Source organism: Streptomyces sp. NPDC050617 (genome assembly GCF_040654795.1).
GTDB lineage: Bacteria > Actinomycetota > Actinomycetes > Streptomycetales > Streptomycetaceae > Streptomyces.
Genome location: NZ_JBFAIS010000008.1, coordinates 115798 through 133807 on the forward strand (window position 1 = coordinate 115798; position 18010 = coordinate 133807).

Annotated in this window: 15 protein-coding genes; 7 read left to right on the forward strand and 8 right to left on the reverse strand. The window is 71.5% G+C overall.

The window, feature by feature from the left end; all coding sequences use genetic code 11:
• Positions 1-308: 308 nt before the first annotated feature.
• On the forward strand, positions 309-806 hold the full coding sequence (locus AB0I49_RS13540; protein ID WP_363227090.1) for a methyltransferase domain-containing protein: 498 nt from the start codon (positions 309-311) through the stop codon (positions 804-806).
• Here AB0I49_RS13540 and AB0I49_RS13545 read toward each other — a convergent pair.
• From AB0I49_RS13545 to AB0I49_RS13565, 5 genes are all read right to left on the reverse strand, one after another.
• Entirely contained in the window at positions 779-1618 is an 840-nt protein-coding gene (locus tag AB0I49_RS13545) for a hypothetical protein (protein ID WP_363227091.1), read from the reverse strand. The two genes, AB0I49_RS13540 and AB0I49_RS13545, sit on opposite strands and share 28 nt — an antisense overlap.
• Before the next feature lie 79 nt (positions 1619-1697).
• Positions 1698-2681 carry a TauD/TfdA family dioxygenase gene (locus AB0I49_RS13550; protein WP_363227092.1) on the reverse strand — a complete coding sequence of 328 codons (984 nt, stop codon included), beginning with the start codon at positions 2679-2681 and terminating at the stop codon, positions 1698-1700.
• A gap of 77 nt (positions 2682-2758) precedes the next feature.
• A complete protein-coding gene (locus tag AB0I49_RS13555) occupies positions 2759-3619 on the reverse strand; it encodes a hypothetical protein (protein ID WP_363227093.1) in 861 nt (286 codons plus the stop codon).
• A gap of 26 nt (positions 3620-3645) precedes the next feature.
• Positions 3646-4905, reverse strand: a complete 1260-nt coding sequence (locus AB0I49_RS13560) for a hypothetical protein (RefSeq protein WP_363227094.1) — start codon at positions 4903-4905, stop codon at positions 3646-3648.
• A 120-nt stretch (positions 4906-5025) separates the two neighbouring features.
• A complete protein-coding gene (locus tag AB0I49_RS13565; RefSeq protein ID WP_363227095.1) occupies positions 5026-6156 on the reverse strand; it encodes an amidohydrolase family protein in 1131 nt (376 codons plus the stop codon).
• 255 nt (positions 6157-6411) lie between these two features.
• Here AB0I49_RS13565 and AB0I49_RS13570 point away from each other — a divergent pair, with 255 nt between their 5' ends.
• Entirely contained in the window at positions 6412-8406 is a 1995-nt protein-coding gene (locus AB0I49_RS13570) for a radical SAM protein (protein WP_363227096.1), read from the forward strand.
• Positions 8407-8444: 38 nt separating this feature from the next.
• Here the strand turns inward: AB0I49_RS13570 and AB0I49_RS13575 are convergent, their stop codons facing one another.
• The 3 genes from AB0I49_RS13575 to AB0I49_RS13585 form a co-directional block, all read right to left on the reverse strand.
• Positions 8445-9545 (reverse strand): amidinotransferase, encoded by a 1101-nt coding sequence (locus AB0I49_RS13575; RefSeq protein WP_363227097.1) that lies wholly within the window; start codon positions 9543-9545, stop codon positions 8445-8447.
• Positions 9542-10369, reverse strand: coding sequence for an SDR family NAD(P)-dependent oxidoreductase (locus tag AB0I49_RS13580; RefSeq protein WP_363227098.1), 828 nt, complete (start codon positions 10367-10369; stop codon positions 9542-9544). The genes AB0I49_RS13575 and AB0I49_RS13580 overlap by 4 nt, the downstream gene beginning before the upstream one ends.
• 69 nt (positions 10370-10438) lie before the next feature.
• Positions 10439-11473, reverse strand: a complete 1035-nt coding sequence (locus tag AB0I49_RS13585) for a cupin-like domain-containing protein (protein ID WP_363227099.1) — start codon at positions 11471-11473, stop codon at positions 10439-10441.
• A 248-nt stretch (positions 11474-11721) separates the two neighbouring features.
• On the opposite strand from AB0I49_RS13585, the gene AB0I49_RS13590 reads away from it, so the two are divergent.
• The 5 genes from AB0I49_RS13590 to AB0I49_RS13610 all read left to right on the forward strand — a co-directional run bounded on the left by AB0I49_RS13590 (position 11722) and on the right by AB0I49_RS13610 (position 17827).
• On the forward strand, positions 11722-12648 hold the full coding sequence (locus tag AB0I49_RS13590) for an aldo/keto reductase (RefSeq protein WP_363227100.1): 927 nt from the start codon (positions 11722-11724) through the stop codon (positions 12646-12648).
• Positions 12649-12888: 240 nt separating this feature from the next.
• The gene (locus tag AB0I49_RS13595; RefSeq protein WP_363227101.1) at positions 12889-14292 is read left to right on the forward strand and encodes a sulfotransferase family protein; all 1404 of its coding nucleotides are present in this window, start codon (positions 12889-12891) and stop codon (positions 14290-14292) included.
• Positions 14293-14401: 109 nt separating this feature from the next.
• Positions 14402-15415 (forward strand): TauD/TfdA family dioxygenase, encoded by a 1014-nt coding sequence (locus tag AB0I49_RS13600; protein ID WP_363227102.1) that lies wholly within the window; start codon positions 14402-14404, stop codon positions 15413-15415.
• 302 nt (positions 15416-15717) lie between these two features.
• Positions 15718-16512 (forward strand): AfsR/SARP family transcriptional regulator, encoded by a 795-nt coding sequence (locus AB0I49_RS13605; protein WP_363227103.1) that lies wholly within the window; start codon positions 15718-15720, stop codon positions 16510-16512.
• A gap of 70 nt (positions 16513-16582) precedes the next feature.
• Positions 16583-17827, forward strand: a complete 1245-nt coding sequence (locus AB0I49_RS13610) for an MFS transporter (protein WP_363227104.1) — start codon at positions 16583-16585, stop codon at positions 17825-17827.
• Positions 17828-18010 lie beyond the last annotated feature (183 nt).

An 18010-nucleotide genomic window follows, 5' to 3' on the forward strand; every position in this document is an offset into this window, starting at 1 on the left:
CCGCCATGCGCGCCGCAGTTCCGGCGGGAAGGCATTCGGCCACGGAAAAGGACGCCGAATTCCGGGCCGCGGCGGCATGGTTGACCGGACCTGGCTCTTCGGGCACGGTGAAACGCATGATTCCTTGGGTGCTGCGCCGACTGGATTTCGATCCCCGCACCATCTCATTCGTCGAACATGACTTCTCCCGACTGCTCGCGCGCCTCAGGCGACAACGCCGGGCCCGGGGCCCGGGATTCGTCACCGGACCGGCCAGAATCCATTTGGGCTGCGGTGACCGGCGTGTTCCCGGCTGGCTCAATTGCGATGTGTCCGGTTCGGAGTGCGACATCGATCTGGCGGCCGGCCGCATGCCGTTCGCCGACGGCTCGGTCACGGCCGTCGTGATGCAGCACGTCGTGGAACACCTGGAACTGCACGGGCAGCTCATCCCGTTTCTCCGGGAGCTGCGTCGGGTCTGCGCGGATGACGCCGTGCTGTGGATCTCCTGCCCCGATCTGGCCAAGGTCTGCGCCGCCTACGCCGCCGACCGCGGGCAGGCGCTGAAGGAGGACCGCTGCCGCCGCTGGCCCGACTATTCCCTCGGCGGCGCCCCGGTCCAGCAGTTCATCAACGATCTCTTCCAGGCCCGTGGCAGGCACCGCAACCTCTTCGACCTGGAGCTGCTGGCCTGGGCCCTCGGCCAGGCCGGCTTCCTCGTCGCCGAGCGGGTCGAGGAGGCCGATCTGCTGGCCGCGCACCCCGAGTTCCCGCCGCGGCACGACGACGAGCAGTCGCTCTATGTGAGGGTGTGCAAGTCGCGGTAGTGGAGCCACAGGTCGTAGAGCGGGGTTTCCGCCGGGTCCGCCTGGGTCGGTTTGACCGGCTCGGTCCAGTGGACCATCAGCGGCGGCGGCGAGGCCGGGTGCACGACTTCGCCGTTCCTCGCCCGGACGCCCGGGGTCCAGGCGAAGACCTCGGCCGGGATGGTCTGGTCGCCGGTGGCGGTGCGCAGGCGGTGCAGGCTGGTGTAGGGCAGGCCCGAGGTGACGATGAGGTAGTTGAGGAACGGCTGTTCGTAGCCGAGTTTCATGTGCGGCGTGACCTCTCGGGCGCCGGGCAGCGCGGCGGTGATTCCGTCGAGCGTGAGCGCCCCTTTCCGGGAGGTGACGAATCCGGTGTTGGCGGCGTATTCGTACTGCTGCCGGGTCAGCTTTCCGGCTTGTTTGATGGTCTCCTTCCAGGCGCGCCCCGGCAGGTTGGAGGTGGCGGTCACGAACCCGTAATCCGCGAGGTAGTCGAAGGCGAAATCGATGTTCCGCAGAACGGCGGTGTCGCTGTCGATGTAGAGGAATTCGTCGAACTCTCCCTCCCATGCGGCGAGTTTCCTGAAGTGCCCCTTCGGGTGCTCGTGGAACGATAGGCTGATCTCGTCGCACCGGGCGAGCAGCCGCGCGTCCTCCCATACGGTGAACCCATAGCGGTCCCCCAGTTCGGCGATCCGCTGGTACGCGCCGTCGAAGGGGATCAGCCGCAGTGGGATGTCGGGGTTGGTGCGGCGGAAGCTGTTGAGGAATGCGGTGACCAGTTCCACTACCCGGTCATTGGCCACGAAGTACACGCCGCGTCTGCCCGGCATGGCGTCTCGCCCCTTTCGTCTGCGGAAGTGCTGGATCTCGGCTGCGGAAGTGCTGGATCAGGGCTGCGGAGGTGCTGGATCAGGGCCGGCCGTGAACGGTGAGCGGTTCGCCGCGGACGGCCTCGGACGTGAAGCCGTCCGGGCCGACCGGCGGCTCGCCCAGGACGGTCACGCGGTAGAGCGTGCGCCGGTAGTCGATGTGGTCCAGGTCGGCCGGCTGGAGGTGGGCGACCGCGCGGTTGTCCCAGACCGCGACGTCGCCGACCGCCCAGCGCCAGCGGACGGTGTACTCGGCGCGCCCGATGTGCTCGTAGAGGAGTTCCAGCAGATGGCGGCTCTCCCACGGCAGCAGCCCGAGGAGACGGGTCACCGACGCCGGCGGCGCGAACAGCGCCTTCTCGCCCGTCTCGGGGTGGACGCGGACCAGCGGGTGCACGGAGAGCAGGGTGTCCTCGGTGAGCCGCCGGATGACTTCCACGTCCTCCTCGTCGGAGAGCAGCAGCTCGCAGGCGGCGTAGAGGGTGTGTTCCGCGCGCAGTCCGTCGGCCAGCGCGCGCAGCGGGCCGGAGAGCCCTCGGTAGGCCGCGACCAGGTTGGTCCACTGGGTGTCCCCGCCGTATTCGGTGACCACCTCGGAGCGGAGCACGGAGACGGCCGGGGGGTTGACGGCCGCGGCCAGGTCCACGTGCCAGCCCGAGTCGTGGCGCAGCGCCTTGGGCCGGAGCCGTTCCTCGAACCGCCGCCCGTAACGGGTGTCCTCCGCGTCCGGGTCGACGACGAGGATCTCCGGGTACCCCTCCGGATGGACGCCGTGTTTGCGGCCCGGTCGCCGGGTGAGCGCACCGAACCGCCGCCCGAACGCGACGTGGTCGGCGTGGCCGAGCCGCTGGCCGCGGAAGAAGATCACCTTGTGCCGGAGCAGCGCGGCGCGGATCGCGGCCATGAGGGCGTCGGACACCGGTGCGGCGAGGTCCACACCGGTGATCTCGGCGCCGATGTGCCCCGCGAGCTGCCGTACGTCGATTCCGGCGACGTTCTGTGCGGCTGTCGTGGCTGCCGCCATCCGTCTGCACCCCCTTCGGTCGCGTTCGCGGTCTCGGTCGGTCGGCCAACCGGCCGGTCGGTCAGGCAGTCAGGCAGTCAGGACCAGTACACCGTCGTGTCCTCGTCGAGCCGGCCCATCAGGAGGTTGACGGTGGTCCGTGGCGTCCCGCCGTCGCAGGGAGCCACGGCGTGCACGTTCGCGGTGTCGAAGATGTACACGTCCCCGGCTCGGACGGGCACGGTGAGCTGTTCGATGCCGGTGAGCGACTCGATCGGATATCCGTAGCTGTCGGTGGACATGCCGAGCGCGGCGCGGCTCTCGCGGTCCGGGGCGATGTTCCAGTACAGCAGCTCGCCCCCGGAGCCGTTCTCCACGCACATCAGGGCGTTGCACAGGCGGGCCACCCGCTGGACCTCGCATCCGTCGAGGTGGCGGGCGTGGCGGATGGCCTCGGCGTCGTCGTGCGGAGAAAGCACGAGCGCGTCGTCATCCGCTCGGGAGCGCAGCCGGAAGGGGGCCGCCCGCCGGCCTCCGTGTTCCGCGAGGCGGAGCAGGACGCCGCGGTCCGCCAGGTGGTCGCGGTACTCGTCCAGCAGCGACAGCGGTGTACGGCCCGGGCCCGCGCAGAGCGCCTCCAGGGCCGTACGCACACGGTCGGCCTTGTCGAGGTACCAGTCGAGGCTGGGGGCGGTGAAGAGGTGGTCGCCGAACCAGTGGTCCGCGTCCCGAGAACTCTGGGCTCTGCTCCGGAGCAGCGGGCTGCTCCAGAAGTTCCGCCGGACGCGGTCGCGGACGTCCGGTGTCAGCACTCCGCGGAAGATCGCGCCGGCGACCTCGCCGCGGAGCACGGCGGTCCACGCCTGCCAGTCCGTCTCGTCCCGTTCGACGAAGCGGAAGTAGTCGGCGGAGTGGGCCTGCCCGGTGAGCCGGAACGGATGGGAGTCGCTGGTCCTCATCCGCCACCTCCTTCATGCGGGGTTCCTCAGTAGACGGCGCTCACGACGGTGTTCAGCGAGCCGTGCACCTTGTGCGCGCGTTCCTGCATGGCCATCACGCCTGCCAGGCCCTCCGGGGTGTAGAAGGCGCTGAGTTTGGTGTAGCCGTCGAACTTGACGTCCTCCCCGCTCCGGGACACGGCGGCGGCGGGTTCCGCCAGCAGGCACGCGTCCTGGGCGACCCAGAGGTGGCCCTCCGCGGTGTCGGCGCGGACGCGGTCGAAGAGGGCGCGCAGCGCGGAGCCGGAGAAGCTTCCCGTGTGGTAGACCGCGCGGCTGCCCCAGTTCAAGGTCGGGTGGTGGCTGCCGAACTTCACGTAGTAGCGGCGCCGTCCCTGGCCGAGCCGGCAGTACTCGTCCAGGGTGATCCACGTGCCGTCGGGCAGGTGGAAGCCTTCGGGAGTGATGATCTCGGTGTGCGGGAAGATCCCGCGGACCTCGTCGGGGTAGTACCGCGCGGCCTTCGACCAGAACGGCCAGGCCATCGTCACCTTGGCGTCGTAGAGCGGTAGCGGCGGGTGGTCGAAGAAGAGGTCGCCCTGTTCGCACGCCTCCATCCACTGGTCGAAGAACCCGTTGTACCGGAGGTCGTAGAACTCGTGGGCGCGGATGAACGCGCAGTCCTTCCAGTGCACGGCGTCCCAGCCGAAGTGCCGGATTCCCGCTTCGCGCAGCCGCTGTACGGTGTAGTGGACGCCGTGCGGCCGTGAGGCGTTGCCGGTCAGGTGGTGGATGACGAGGCCGTCGCCGAACCGGGAGCGCAGGGACGCGGCGAGGTCGTCGATGAGCGGGGCGAAGCGCCGTTCCTCCGTGCCGAAGTCGTTCGGGAAGGCCCGGTAGAGGGCGTGCGCCTGGTCCGCGATCTCCCAGCCGGAGGCGGGGCACTGCACTTCCGCGATCTTCCCGGGGGCGGGTTCGTCGGTACGGAAGTAGTGCGGCAGGGCGAGGTGCCGCTCGGTCAGTTTCAGGTGGTAGTCCCGGCCACGCTCCGGCGGCTGCTGGGCGAGGACGGTGTCGGCGATGGCGGGGTCGGCGTCGCCGCGGAGGCTGGCCAGGAAGACGTCGCGGGTGATCCGCTGGAAGTCGCGGATCAGGGCATTGCGGTCGATGAAGCCCTGGAGGGTTTCGGGGGCCAGGGCGTAGGGCCGCTGGGAGATCAGGTTCGTGAAGCCGACGCCGGCCCGGGTTCTGTTCTCGATGTCGTCGTCGATGAAGCGGTACCAGGGGTGTGCGGTCGGCTCCGCCATGCGGGTCTCCTTCGCTCGCCTGCCAGTCGCTGGTCAGCCGCTCGTCCTTCGCTCGTCGGTCGCCCCTCCTCCGTCCGTCCTCCGTCCGTCCTCCGTCCGTCCTCCGTCCGTCCCTCTCCGTCAGTCGCCCGTCAGCGTCGTGAGATCGAACCCGTAGAGGCGCGCGCAGTTGCCGGAGGTCACCCGCTCGCGGGCCTCGTCGCCGACTTCCGCCAGGCAGCGCTCCAGCACGTCGCCGGAGTTCGGCCAGCTGCCTTCGTAGTGCGGATAGTCGCTGCCCCAGAGGAAGTTGTCCGGCCCGAGCAGGCGCATGGTCAGCACGCCCACCTCGTCATCGGTGAAGGTGGCGTGGACCTGGCGGCGGAAGTAGTCGCTCGGGGACATGGCGGGGTCGGCGCCCAGCACCGGGCCGAGCTTGTCGTGGATCCGGTCGGCGTGCAGCAGGTGATAGGCGATCCAGCCGATGTCGTTCTCGGCCAGGACGATGTCGAGGCCGGGGAAGCGCTGGAGGACGCCGGAGAAGAGCAGGTCCGTCAGGGTGTGCTGGAGCTCCTCGGGGTAGGCCATGTTGCGCTGGATGCGGCCCATCGGGGTGGTGTAGTCGAAGAGCCGGGGGCTGTCGCGGTAGCCGGTGAGGCAGTGCATGGATACGGGCATGCCCATCTCCTGTGCCGCGCGCCAGAAGGGGTCGCAGGTGGTGCCGGCCAGGTCGCGCTCGTCGGGGGCGGAGGCCCAGACGGCGGCGCCCTTGAGTCCGAGGCCGTGGCAGCGGCGCAGTTCCCGTACGGCTTCCTCGGTGTCCCACAGCGAGATCAGCGCGAGGCCGGCCAGCCGCCGCGGCGCGTACCGCACGTAGTCGGCGAGCCAGTCGTTGTAGGCGCGGAAGCAGGCGCGTTGGAAGGCGGCGTCCGCGAGCCAGAAGAGGTGGAGGCCCAGGCTGGGGTACAGCACCTCTCCTGACACTCCGTCCAGCGCCATGTCCTTCAGCCGGGCGGCCGGGTCGCTGCCCCCGGCTCGGGCCGCCTCGACGACGGCTTCCGCGTCCACGAAGTCCTCGGGTGCGGTGGCGGTGGCGTAGAGCGTGTTGACCAGGGCGGGTCTCAGGTCGTCGCAGGTGAAGTACCAGCCCTGCCGTTCGGCGTGCCAGGAGACGCGGGGGGCGCGGTCGCGGTAGCGGCGTTCCAGCCCCTCGGTCCACAGGCGCACCGGTTCCACGACGTGGGAGTCTGCCGAGAGCACGGGGGCTGTCATGGGCCACTCTCCCCATGGGTAGGGGCCATCGCGGCGACACGCCGGCTCCCGAGAGCTGCGGCGATGGCGGAAGGCGGTACGACGCGGACGGGGGAAACCGTCCGAGGGATGCGGGCAGACGGCAGCGGCGCGAAGTCCCATTCTTCGGCCCGCGCGAGTCCGGTTCAAGGGGGCGTACGGCCCGACGCGCCGATTCGGACACCGGGCGCGGCGGTCTTCTGGTGGGATGACCGACGGTGTGTCACCATTCCCGCCATGCCGGTCGACGACCCGACCGCCCCGGCGCGACAGGGCGCGGACATCCTCCTCCTCAGCGCCTCCAACTACCCGGCGCTGCCCATCTATCCCTATGCCTTCGTGCAGGTCTCGGCGGTGGCCGCCCGCCATGGCCTCACCGCGGCCCGCTTCGACCTGCTGCACACGCCCAAGGCGTCATGGCGGGCGGCGCTGCGGGAGGTCCTGGAGCGCACCGGCCCCCGGCTCATCGGCGTCCACCTGCGGCAACTGGACTCCATCTTCATCTGGAACTACGCGGACTACGACCTTCCGGGCGCCCCTCCGGTGCGCAGGAACAGCTATTGGCCGTTCCACGACACCGAGCAACTCATCTCTCTCTTAAGGGAGTTGACCGAGTGTCCGATAATGGTGGGCGGCTTCGGCTTCACCACGCGCACCCAGGACCTGCTGGACCGGCTCCGGCCCGACTTCGGCGTGACCGGCGAGCCGGACGCGGTGCTGGAGCGCCTGGACGACGTGCTGGCCCATCGCGACGTTGACCGCATCGCCAACCTCGCCCATCGCTCCGACGACGGCTACACCATCAACCCCAGGGTCTTCCTGCCGCCCGCGGACCACACCGAGTACACCGACGCCGTCCTGGGCGACCTGCTGGACTTCTACGGCCCGCGGCGCGTCATCGGACCGGACGCGGACGCGCACGTCCCGGTGGAGGTGCAGCGCGGCTGCCCGTACCGCTGCTATTTCTGCACCGAACCGATGGTCAAGGGCCGCCGTCACCACGTCCGCGACCTCGACGTCGTGATGGCCGACATCGCCTTCCTCGCCGACCGGGGCGTCTCCCGCGTGTGGCTGGTCTGCTCGGAGATCAACGTGGGCAGCAACGCGCTCCTGCTGGAGATGGCGGCGCGCATGCGCGAGCTCAACCGCGGCCGCGCCGGCCCGGTGAGCTGGACCTGCTACCTGCTGCCCAATCCCCCGCTGGACCGGAGCGACATCCGGGCGCTGCTGGAGGCGCGCTTCGAACCCAGCTGGAACCAGTTCGCCTCCTACCACGACGAGAACCTCAAACGGACCCGCGTCCCCTACCGGGCCCGGCACGCGGTGGAGGCCCAGGTGTCCTGGCTGGAGGAGGACCAGGCGTACCGCCGCGCGCATGGCCTGCCCGAGCCGCGCCGACGGCTGGACATGTTCCTGGGCAACACCTACGCCACCCCCGAGACCGTCGCCGCCACCCTGCGCACCGTGAACGAGCTGCGCCTGGGCGAGCGCTTCGACGACTCGCTCATCACCCGCGCCACCCGCGTCTTCGACCTGGGCGACGGCCTGCTCGGCGACGTCTCGGCGGCGGCGTACTCCGTCGGCCCGGACGGGCTCCTCGACGAGGTCGACCTGGTGCACCCCACCTTCAGCTACCCGGTCGCGCTGGTGAAGGCCCTCGGCAGCGCCCGCGCCGTGGACGAGTTCTTCGCCTACGTGGAGAAGACGTTCCTCTCCCGCGCCCACCGGGCCCGCCTCGACTGGCCCGCGTTCCTCGCCCGCCACACGGACGGGGAGCGCCTGGCCCGGTGGTGCGAGCGCCTCCGGTACGCGCCGGGCGACGCCGGGGAGGACGAGGCGGCGCGCGGCGTACGCGCCTCCATCGCGGCGGACGGCGGTGCGGCGCTGCTGGAGCGGCTGCGGGAAGGCGACGCGGCGGACGAGGGCGCGGGCCGGGCCGCCCGCGCCCTCGTCGAGCTGGTCGTCGGCGCCGAGCCGGACCGCGTCCGCGACGCCTTCGCGGCGATCGGTCTGCCCGGCTACTGGCACGACCGCGGCGCGCGTACCGCGTTCGACGTCTGTGCCGGGCTCGCCGCCCGCTTCACCTGCGTCGAGGACGTACGCTCCGCGGCGCGCGCGGCGGCGGGTCCCGGCGGGGATCCGGCGATTCCCCTGCTGGCGGTGGAGTACTGCCTGTACGACAACAACGTCCTGCTGCGGCCGGACTACTCGCGGCTCCTGTTCGGCGCCTGAGCGCCGGCGTCACCGGTCCGCGGACCGCGGGGCCGGCGTCACCGGCGTGCGGGCCGTGAGAGGTGCCGTGCGGGCCCGCCCTCCCGCACGGTGTCCAGTGTCACGCAGTGGAAGGAGCCGCCGAAGGTGTAGACGTGCCGGAAGTCGACCGGCACGCACCGGAACCCCCAGCCGGTCAACGCGTCGATGAGCGGCTCCTCCCGGCGCTCGACCACCACCGTCTCCGGGTCCAGGGACAGCACGTTCATGCTCACCCACGGGCTGCAGAAGTACATCGGCCAGTCCCGCGGCAGCGTCGGCGCGGGGGCCGGGAGGATGTCCCAGCCGTCGAAGACCTCGTGGTGGACGTAGCGCTCGGGGTGCACGAGGAGCTTGCCCGGCGCCAGCGGCGCGATGGTCGCGTCGATGTGCATCGCGTGCGGGTCGTCGGTGTCGACGACGGTCACATCGAATTCCGGGCCGATGGCGCGCCGCACCCAGTCGATGCCGAACGCGTTGGTGACATGGCTGCGCTGGACGATGACGTCGCGGCCGAAGCGCAGGAAGTCGGCGGCGTCGAAGACCGGCTCGAACTCGGTCACCGCCCAGCCGCCGGCCTCGCCGTCCGTGCGGTACAGCGCGTCCGTCAGCTGCGGGCGCGGGGCCGGGAGCCAACGGGCGCCGCGCCGGAAGTACGACTTGATCAGCGAGCGGAAGGCGTCCACCTCGTGGTGGCGGCAGCGCCAGGACATCGGGGCCTCGATGATGGCGTCGCCGACGACCATCAGCAGGTCCCTGGGCATCCCCGCGTACAGGCCGCCCGCGGAGCTCCAGTGCGGGGTGCGGAACGGCGCCTGGTGCTCGGCGGCGTCCGGCCGGACCACCGCGATCCCGTGCGCTTCGAGCACCTCGACCAGGCCCTCCAACTCCTCCTCGGCCGCTTTGAGGAGGCCGGCGGGCAGCGGGGCCCCGCCCAGCTCCTGGAAGACGGGCTGGGCGGCGTCGGGCACGACGCGCGCCATCGACTCCTGCCAGTCGGGGAAGACCCCGCCCAGCAGGCTCCCCACCACCACTTCCCGCAACGGTTCCCATTCGGTGTACGAGTTGACCGCCGGCAGCGGTTTCCGCCCGTACTCGTCCGGCTGCGCGTCGTTCGTCATGCTCCCCCACTTCGGCGCGGTGTTGCTGTCGGGTCCACGTGCACCTCGCGTGCGTCATGCCGCCGGGCGGCGCTGGCCAGCCCGCCGGCGGTCTCGCCTCCGTCGATCACGAATGTCTGCCCGGTGATGAACGCGGCGTCCGGGGAGGCCAGATAGGCCGCCAGGCCGGCGATCTCCTCCGGGGCGCCGAGCCTCCGCAGCGGCAACGACCCTGCCTGCTCGGCGAGTTGCTCCTCGGTGTACTCGGCCCGTTGCATGGAGGTGACCACGTAGCCCGGAGCGATCGCGTTGACGCGTACGGCCGGTGCGAGTTCCAGGGCCAGGGTCCGGGTCAGTTCGATGACCCCGGCCTTGCTCACGTTGTACGCCGCGTAGTCGGGCATGCCCACCATGCCGCTGACCGAGGCGGTGTTGACGATGACGCCGCCGCCGATCGCCATCCGGCGTCCCGCCTCGCGGGCCACCAGGAAGGCGCCGGTGAGGTTCACCCGCATCGTGCGCTCCCACTCCTCCAGGGAGGTCTCCAGGAACGGCCGCCGGATGCTGATCCCGGCGTTGTTGCAGACCACGTCGAGCCCGCCCAGGACGGTGCCGGCCTCGGCGAACGCCTCCCGCACCCGGTCCTCCTCCGCCACGTCCGCGTGCAGCGGCAGCACGGCGTCGGGGAGGTCGTCCGCGATCCGCGCGAGGGCGTCCCGGTCGCGGTCGAGAACGGCCACCCGCGCCCCGTCCCGTACGAAGCGGCGCACGATGGCCGCGCCGATTCCTGACGCCCCGCCGGTGACCAGCACACGCGGCGAAGGACGCCCAGCTCGTTCTGCCAAGCCTGGTCTCCTGGGTCGATGTCTCACGGGTCGATGAGGGTGCGCGGCGTCCAGGAACCCGGTGCCGGGCTAGCGCGCGCTGGGGTCGTTTCCGCGGGAGAAGTCGCCGAACCGGAGGGCGTCGTAGAGCCGTTTTCCGGTGGACGGGGGGCTGAAGAAGAAACGGGTCGGCTCCGTCCGGCGCAGCAGTCCGTGGCCGATGAAGTCGCGGGTCGTGGCCTTCCAGTACCGCGGGCCGAGGATGCCGAGCAGGGCCAGGTACTGAGCCGCTCCCAGCGGCTTCCCGAACCAGTGGTTGACCGATACGGACGCGGTCTGCGCCCGGATGTCGTGCCACCAGCCGCGCGGGATGTAGAGCAGGTCGCCGGGGCCCATCCGTACGACGTGCAGCACCGCGTGCCTCAGCCGCGGGAAGCGCCGCACATCCGGGTCGGCCAGATCCACCTGGCTGTTCACCAGGTTGTCCGGAAAGGGGTACGCGGCCCGGCTGTCCCGCCAGGCCAGCAGCGTCACGCTCTTCTCCCCCCAGAGCTGGCAGAAGAAATTGTCCTTGAGGTCCGAGTGCAGCATCGAACGCGTCCCCGCGGACCCGATCCACACCCGGGTATCGGTGGGGCGCCCGTCGGGCGGCAGGAGGGAGGCGAAGTCGCAGTCAGCCGGGTCGAAGATCTCGTGGGCCCGCTGATAGGCCAGGTAACAGGGCGCGGAGGGCCCGGCGGACCGCATCCGCTCGACGAACTCCCCGAACGCCAGCTCCTGTTCGTAGCACCGCTGGTCCCGCGGGAAGAGGACGCCGTCGCCCGGCAGGTCCATCAAGGCGGTCACCCGCCGCTCGCCGTGGCGCTCCGCCAGGGCGGCCGGATTCCAGGCGGTACGGGCCGGCCAGGTGTCCAGGAGGCCGGAGCAGAGCAGCGGCCCGGAGCGCCGGGCGACGACGCCGCGCAGCACATCGGCACCGGACGCGGTCACCCGCGGCACCCGGCGGACCGCCAGTCCCTTGTCGAGAAGCCGCGATGCCACCCCCGCCGACAGATCCGGTGGTTTCTCCGGCGCCCCGAGTCGCTCCCCCAACCGCCCCACCCCGTACTGCCGAAGTACGTTCATGACGAATCACTGTCCGGGCTTGCCTACCCCCTGCATAGCCTCCATAGGCGGGGGCCCCGCGTGAGCGCCGACTTCCGGCCAGCGCGGAGCGATCTCCGCATCACGGTCTCCGTATTGCGATCTCCGTGTCACGATCTTTGCGCCGCGATCTCCGGGCCGCCCCGCCCGCCGAGGGAACGGGCCTCGGCGGCGGTGGACGGCGGGCGCCCCTCTTGAATGCGTGCCGCATATCGATACGCTGAGAAATCATGCGCTATATCTCGCTGGGCACATCGGGATTGCGGGTCTCCGCGGTCGGTTTGGGCTGCAATGAGCTGGGCCGTTCCGTCGGACTGGAGCAGGCGCGGGGGGTGGTGGACGCCGCGCTGGACGCCGGGATCACGCTGTTCGACACCGCGGACGTCTACGGCGACTCCGAGTCCGTGCTCGGCGAATGCCTTCGGGGCCGGCGCGAGCACGCCGTGCTGGCCACGAAGTTCGGGCATCAGAGAATGACGATGGGGTACGGTCCCGCGGCCGGCGCCAGGGGCGGACGTGCCTACATCCGCCGCGCCGTCGAGGGATCCCTCCGGCGTCTTCGTACCGACCATATCGACCTCTACCAAATTCATACGCCCGATCCGCACACCCCTGTCGAGGAGACCCTGGCCGCGCTGACCGAATTGGTCCGCGAAGGCAAGGTCCGCTACATCGGAAACTCCAATTTCGCGGGATGGCAGATCGCGGAGGCCGCGTGCGCCGCCCGTTCCGGCGGGTTCGAGCCTTTCGTGTCCGCGCAGAATCACTGGTCGCTCCTGGAGCGCGATATCGAGGCGGAAGTCGTGCCGGCCGCCCGCCATTTCGGCCTGGGCGTGCTGCCGTACTTCCCGCTGGCGAACGGCCTGCTGACGGGCAAGGTGCGGCGTGGCAGACCGATCCCGGAGGGCACCCGTATCGCGGACAGCGCGCATCGGGTGACGAAGGAGCGGCTCGACGTCGTCGAGGCGCTGGCCGCCTGGGGGGCGAGGAACGGCCGCTCCCTCCTGGAGATCGCCGTCGGCGGTCTCGCCGCGCTCCCGGGCTGCTCCTCGGTGATCGCGGGGGCCACGAGGCCGGAACAGGTGAAGGCCAACGCGGCGGCGGGCGCGTGGACGCCGACCGCCGAGGAACTGCGGGAGATCCTGGCCCTGTTGTGAGAGCCGTCCTCTGTGCGAGCGGCCCGCGGAGGAGAGCCGCCGGGGAACCGATCGTCCGGAAGTCGCCGCTTGGCGGCAGGGGGCCGGGGCATGCACTCCCGGAGATGACGATCGCCGGGCCGTGGTCGAAGTCGGCGACGCCGTGGGCAAGTCGAGAGCCTGGGAGTTCCGCCGGTGCGATCACACGGGCAGGGCCTGGCGAGAGCCGGGGGGACGGGCGCCGTCCAGGAACTGGAGGACATGAGCCCGCCCGCCGGAGGGCGGCGCGTGCATCTCGTGCTGCGAACGGTCGGCGAGCGCACGACCGACCTGGCTCTCGACCTGGCCGTGCGGCACATACGTCCGCACCGGGCACACATCGTCGACGACGTCAGACCGTTCTGGCGCGCCGTCGACCTGATGCTGGACATCGACTACGAGGACGCCTCCTGCGTGGTGTTCCTCGACGCCGACTGCCTCATCCTGGAGGACCTTCGTCCGTTTCTCGACGCCAACGAGCTCGCCTTCGTGGAGTGCTACGTCCACGATCCCTTCCGGGGCCGGGTGCCGTGCGGGGTGCACATCGTCCGGGCCGATGTGGTGGAGCGGATGCGGCGGGCCGACGTCGGCAGGGACGACGTCGCGTGGGTGCTGCGCCCGGAGGGCACCCGTCTGGAGTCGGCGCTGCGAGGCGTCCAGGACTCCGTGCAGCACCGGGGCGCGCACATCCTCCACGATCACTTCCAGCACTACGACCACGTCTTCGCCAAGATCGCCCTCCGGGAGCTCCGGAGCCGTACGGAAGCCAGCAGGCCCGTCTTCGCCGCCGCCGTCGCGGGATGGGGCCGGGGGCCGGACTTCGACGTCGCCCGCGCCGCCGTGGACCACGCCCGGGCGCACGTGGCCGAGGGCGCCCCGGCCGCCGAGGTGCGGCGCTACATCGAGCGTCTTCCGCGGACGGCCCTCCACGAGGTCGAAGCGATGGGACTGCCGGACCTCCCGGCGCTCACCCTCCGCGAAGTCCTCCGGACGGGGGAACGCGCCCGCGCGGCGACCGGCCGCGGGGCGGACCGGACCAAGGTCTTCGGCCTGGGGCTGCCGCGCACCGGCACCCGCAGTCTGCGGGCCGCCCTGCACCTGCTCGGGTACCACGTCGCCCACTACCCCGTCGACCGCGCCTCGCTCGACGCGCTGGTCCGGGGGGACGGGCGGTTTCCACTGCTGGAGCACTACGACGGCTTCGCCGACGTGACGGCCGTCCCGTGCTACCGGGAACTCGACGCGCTGCACCGGGGGGCGAAGTTCGTCCTGACCGTCCGGGACAAGGCGGGCTGGCTCGCGTCCCTGGAGCGGAACTGGCCGCGGGACGCGGCGCCGGGCTCGCCCTGCGGCCGCGCCGACGACGCCCGCGGCGCCGCCCGGGAGACGCGGCGCTTCGTGCGCGAGGCCGTCTACGGCTGTCGCGCGTTCGACGCCGGGCGCCTCTCGCGCGTCTACGACGAGCATGTCGCCGCCGTTCGCACGCACTTCGCCGGCCGGCCCGGCGACCTTCTCGTGCTGGACATCGTCGGCGGCGAGGGCTGGGAGCGGCTCGCCCCGTTCCTGGGCGCTTCGACGCCTGCCCGGCCGTTCCCCGCCGTGCGAGAGCGAACGATGGGTGGATGAGACGGCGCCCGGCCGCGCTCCAGCGTCGCGGCCGGCGGCCCTTGGGTGTGCGCGGCGCCGCGTCCGGCGCACGGCGGTCCCGTACGTGGCAGGTCAAAGGAGGCGCGTCGTGGTCGAGAGGGATTCCAGGATCGGCGTTCGCCGCGTCGCGGGAAAGATCGGGGCGAGCATCCGCGGGGTGAACCTGAGGGAGCTGGGAGAGCTGGGCGATCCCGGCTCCTCCGGCGCCGTCGGCGAGATACGCGCCGCTCTGCTCCGCCATAAAGTGCTCTTCTTCCGCGAACAGCGTCTGGACCACGTCGGCCATGTGGCTTTCGCGCGCCTTTTCGGCGAGGTGACCCGGCTGCCGGGACCGCGGCACGGCACGCACCCGGAAGGGTTTCCGGAGATCCTCATCGTCGACCGGCAGGCGGCCGGCGGCCGACGCGGTCCGGGGTTCGAGGAGCGGCTGTACCGCACATCCGACCGGCATGATTCGGGCTGGCATGTGGACATCGCTTCCTCGGTGAATCCACCGGCCATTTCGATCCTCCGGTGCGAAGTGGCCCCGGAGTACGGGGGCGATACCCAGTGGACGAATCTCGTCGCCGCCTATGAGGGCCTCTCCCGGCCTCTGCAACGGTTGGCCGACGGCCTGCGGGCCGAGCACGCCCTGCACGCGGGGGTGCGGCTGCTGTTCTCCGACGACGAGGACCTGGCGGTGATCCGCAAGCGGGCCGAGGACACCCTGATATCCCTCCACCCCGTGGTGCGGGTTCATCCGGAGACCGGCCAGAAGGCGCTTTTCCTTCCTCCCGCGTCCGTGTCCCATCTCGCCGGACTGCTCCCGTGGGAAAGCCGCGGCATTCTCGACGTCTTCTTCTCCCACCTTTGCCGCCCCGAGTACACCGTGCGGCACCGCTGGGAGCCCGGCGACATCGCCGTCTGGGACAACCGCGCGGTGGCCCACCTCCAGCCCGCCGACCTCCATCACACCGACTACGAGCGCAGGATGTTCCGGGTGCTGGTCCACGGCGACCGCCCGGTCGGACCGGACGGCTTCCACTCCGAGTCCGTACGGGGAGCGCCGCTCCGGCCCCTCACCGGCCGGGGAGACGCGGATTCCGGGACCGCGCCGGAGTAGGGCCTGAGGCCGGCCGGCTCGGCGGCCGACGGAGACGGGCGAAGGCCGGGCGGCGGAATGCTTGCCTGGGGTGGCGGGTGGCTTCAGTATCGACGCTGCATGTCCGTTCCGGTCGTTCCCCGGGGGCGGTGTGCCGGGGAAGTTTCGCGTGCGTCCGGATCGACGGGCGGGCGCGGTGGGTTCGCTGTGATGGCTCCAAGTGCCGTGGCGCGTCGTGGTCCAGCTCTTTCCGAGGTGTTCACGCCCGGGAAATTTCATATGTCCGTGCGCCTTTGGAGGGTGTCATGGTGAGGTTCGAGATCTTGGGAGTTCTGCAGGCACGGACGTCGCACACCACATTCAGGATCAGAGGCGGTTTTCAGCGTGTTCTCATCCAGGCTCTCCTCGTCAGCGAAGGGCGGGTCGTCCCCGTCGACTCGCTGGTGCGGGAGATATGGAACGACCGCGCCCCCGAGGGCGTGGCCAACGCGCTCCAGGCCCATGTGAGCCGGCTGCGGAGATGGCTGCAGGCGCTGGAGCCGGGCAGCGACGGATCGCGGCTGGTGGGGTACCCCAACGGATATCAGCTGGTCATGGACGGAGTCGGGCTGGACGCGGCCGACTTCGTGGCGGCCGTGCGCAAGGCCGCGACACTGAAAGGGGAGCAGCCGGCCCAGGCGGCGGGCCTGCTGCGGGCCGTGCTCGGTCTGTGGCACGGCCCGGTCTTCGGCGGAAGCCACGGCGGCCCGCTGTGCCAGGCCGCCGCGGCGCGCTATGAGGAGTACCGGCTGCAAGCCCTGGAGCTGCTCTTCGATGTGCAGATGGACACCGGGGAGCATGCGCAGATCCTCGGTGAGCTCCACGAGGTGTGTACGAGCAACCCGCTGCGGGAGAAGTTCTGCCAGCAGTTGATGGTGGCGCTGTACCGGTCGGGGCGGCAGGCCGAGGCGTTGAACGTGTACCAGCAGATGCGGCGCAGGCTCGCGGACGAGCTGGGTCTGGAGCCGTCGCCGCCGCTGCGCACGGTGGAGCGCGCGATTCTGGGGCACGATCCGGCGCTGCAGAATCTGCGGTACCTGCGGCTGCGTGAGCACGCGGCCAAGGCGTTCAGTGGGTGAGGAGGCTGCGGCGTTCCGGGCGGCCGGGAGGCGGGGCGGGCTGGGCCCGGTCACGTGTGTGCTGGCGTTGGTGTCGGTCATTCCGCAGTTCGGGGTGAGCGTCGTGGCGCCGGCGCTGCCGCGGATGGCGGCGTTGCCGTCCGGCGGCCCGGGGGCGGTGCAGTTGGTCGTCACGGTCTATCTGGCCGGGTTCGCGGTGTCGGTGCTGCTGGCCGGGGCGCTGGTGGAGCGGTGGGGCGTGCGGCGGACCCAGGTGTGGGCCCTGGGGCTGTTCGTCGTGGCTTCGGCGGTGTGCGCGCTGGCGCCGACGCTGCCGGTGCTGGTGGCGGGGCGGTTCGTGCAGGCGCTCGGCGGGTGCGCGGCGACGGTGCTGGCGCGGCTGACGGTGCGTCATATCTACCCCGAGGCGCTGCGCGTACGCACGCTGTCCACGCTGATGGCCGCCATCGCGGTCACCCCGTGCCTGACGCCCGTGCTCGGCGGCCGGCTGACCGAATCGACGGGCTGGCGGGGCGTCTTCGTGCTCATGGCGGCGCTCGGCACGGTGGCCGCCGTGCTCTTCCTCGCCGTCGTGCCGGCCGGCGCCGAGCCGGAAGGGCGCCGAGCGGTGCGGGTACGGGCGGTGCTGGCGGACTACGCCCGCCATCTGCGGGACCCCGCCTACCGTGCCTGCTCGTACGCCATCAGCCTGGCGTCGATGGCGCACGTCGTGTTCGTGACGTACTCGGCGCACGCGCTGGGCGTGGGGGTCCGGCTGCCCCCGACGGCGTACGGGGGGCTGGTGGCGGTGACCGCGCTGGGCGCGGTGGCCGGTGCGTTCACGGTCCGGGGGCTCTCGGCCAGGTGGGAGCTGACCGCTCTGCTGCGGCGTGCCGCGGTGGCGTGCGCGCTCGGCGGCGCGCTGCTGGCCGTGATCGCCCCGGCCGCCGCCGGGCTCGGCGTCCGGCGCTCGCCGTGGCCGCTGGTGGCGCCCATGATCGTGGTGATGGCCGGGGTCGGCGCGGTCCTCCCGGCGTCCCAGGCGGGCATGTTGTCCTCGGCCGCCCGCGGCCCCGGCAACGCCTCGGGGCTCTTCTTCTGCCTACAGCAGCTGGCGAGCACGGTGTACGGGTCCGCGGCCGGGCTCTGGCCGGGGATGACCGCGCCCGCCCTGGCCGTATGCGTCGCCGTGCCGTGCGTACTGGCGCCGCTGGCGGTATGGCGGACGGCGCCGGCGGGAGCGATCGGCGCGGGCCTGCGGAAGGGGCGGGGCGCGGACGGGGCGGTGGCGGGCTCCGTGTCGCCGGGGCCGGGGCGGTCAGGCGGTCGTCAGTGAGGTGTCAGGGGGCAGTGGGAGGATCGGCGCGGCAGCGCACCACTCCGGTTCCCGTCGCCATGCCGATCCCGCCGTGACATCCGTTGCCGTCCCGCGCCCGGAGGACGGGCGGCCCGGTGCCGTACGGCGCCGCCCAGGGCCCTCGTCCGGCGGAAGCGTGGGGACGGCGCGGCGGTCGGCCGA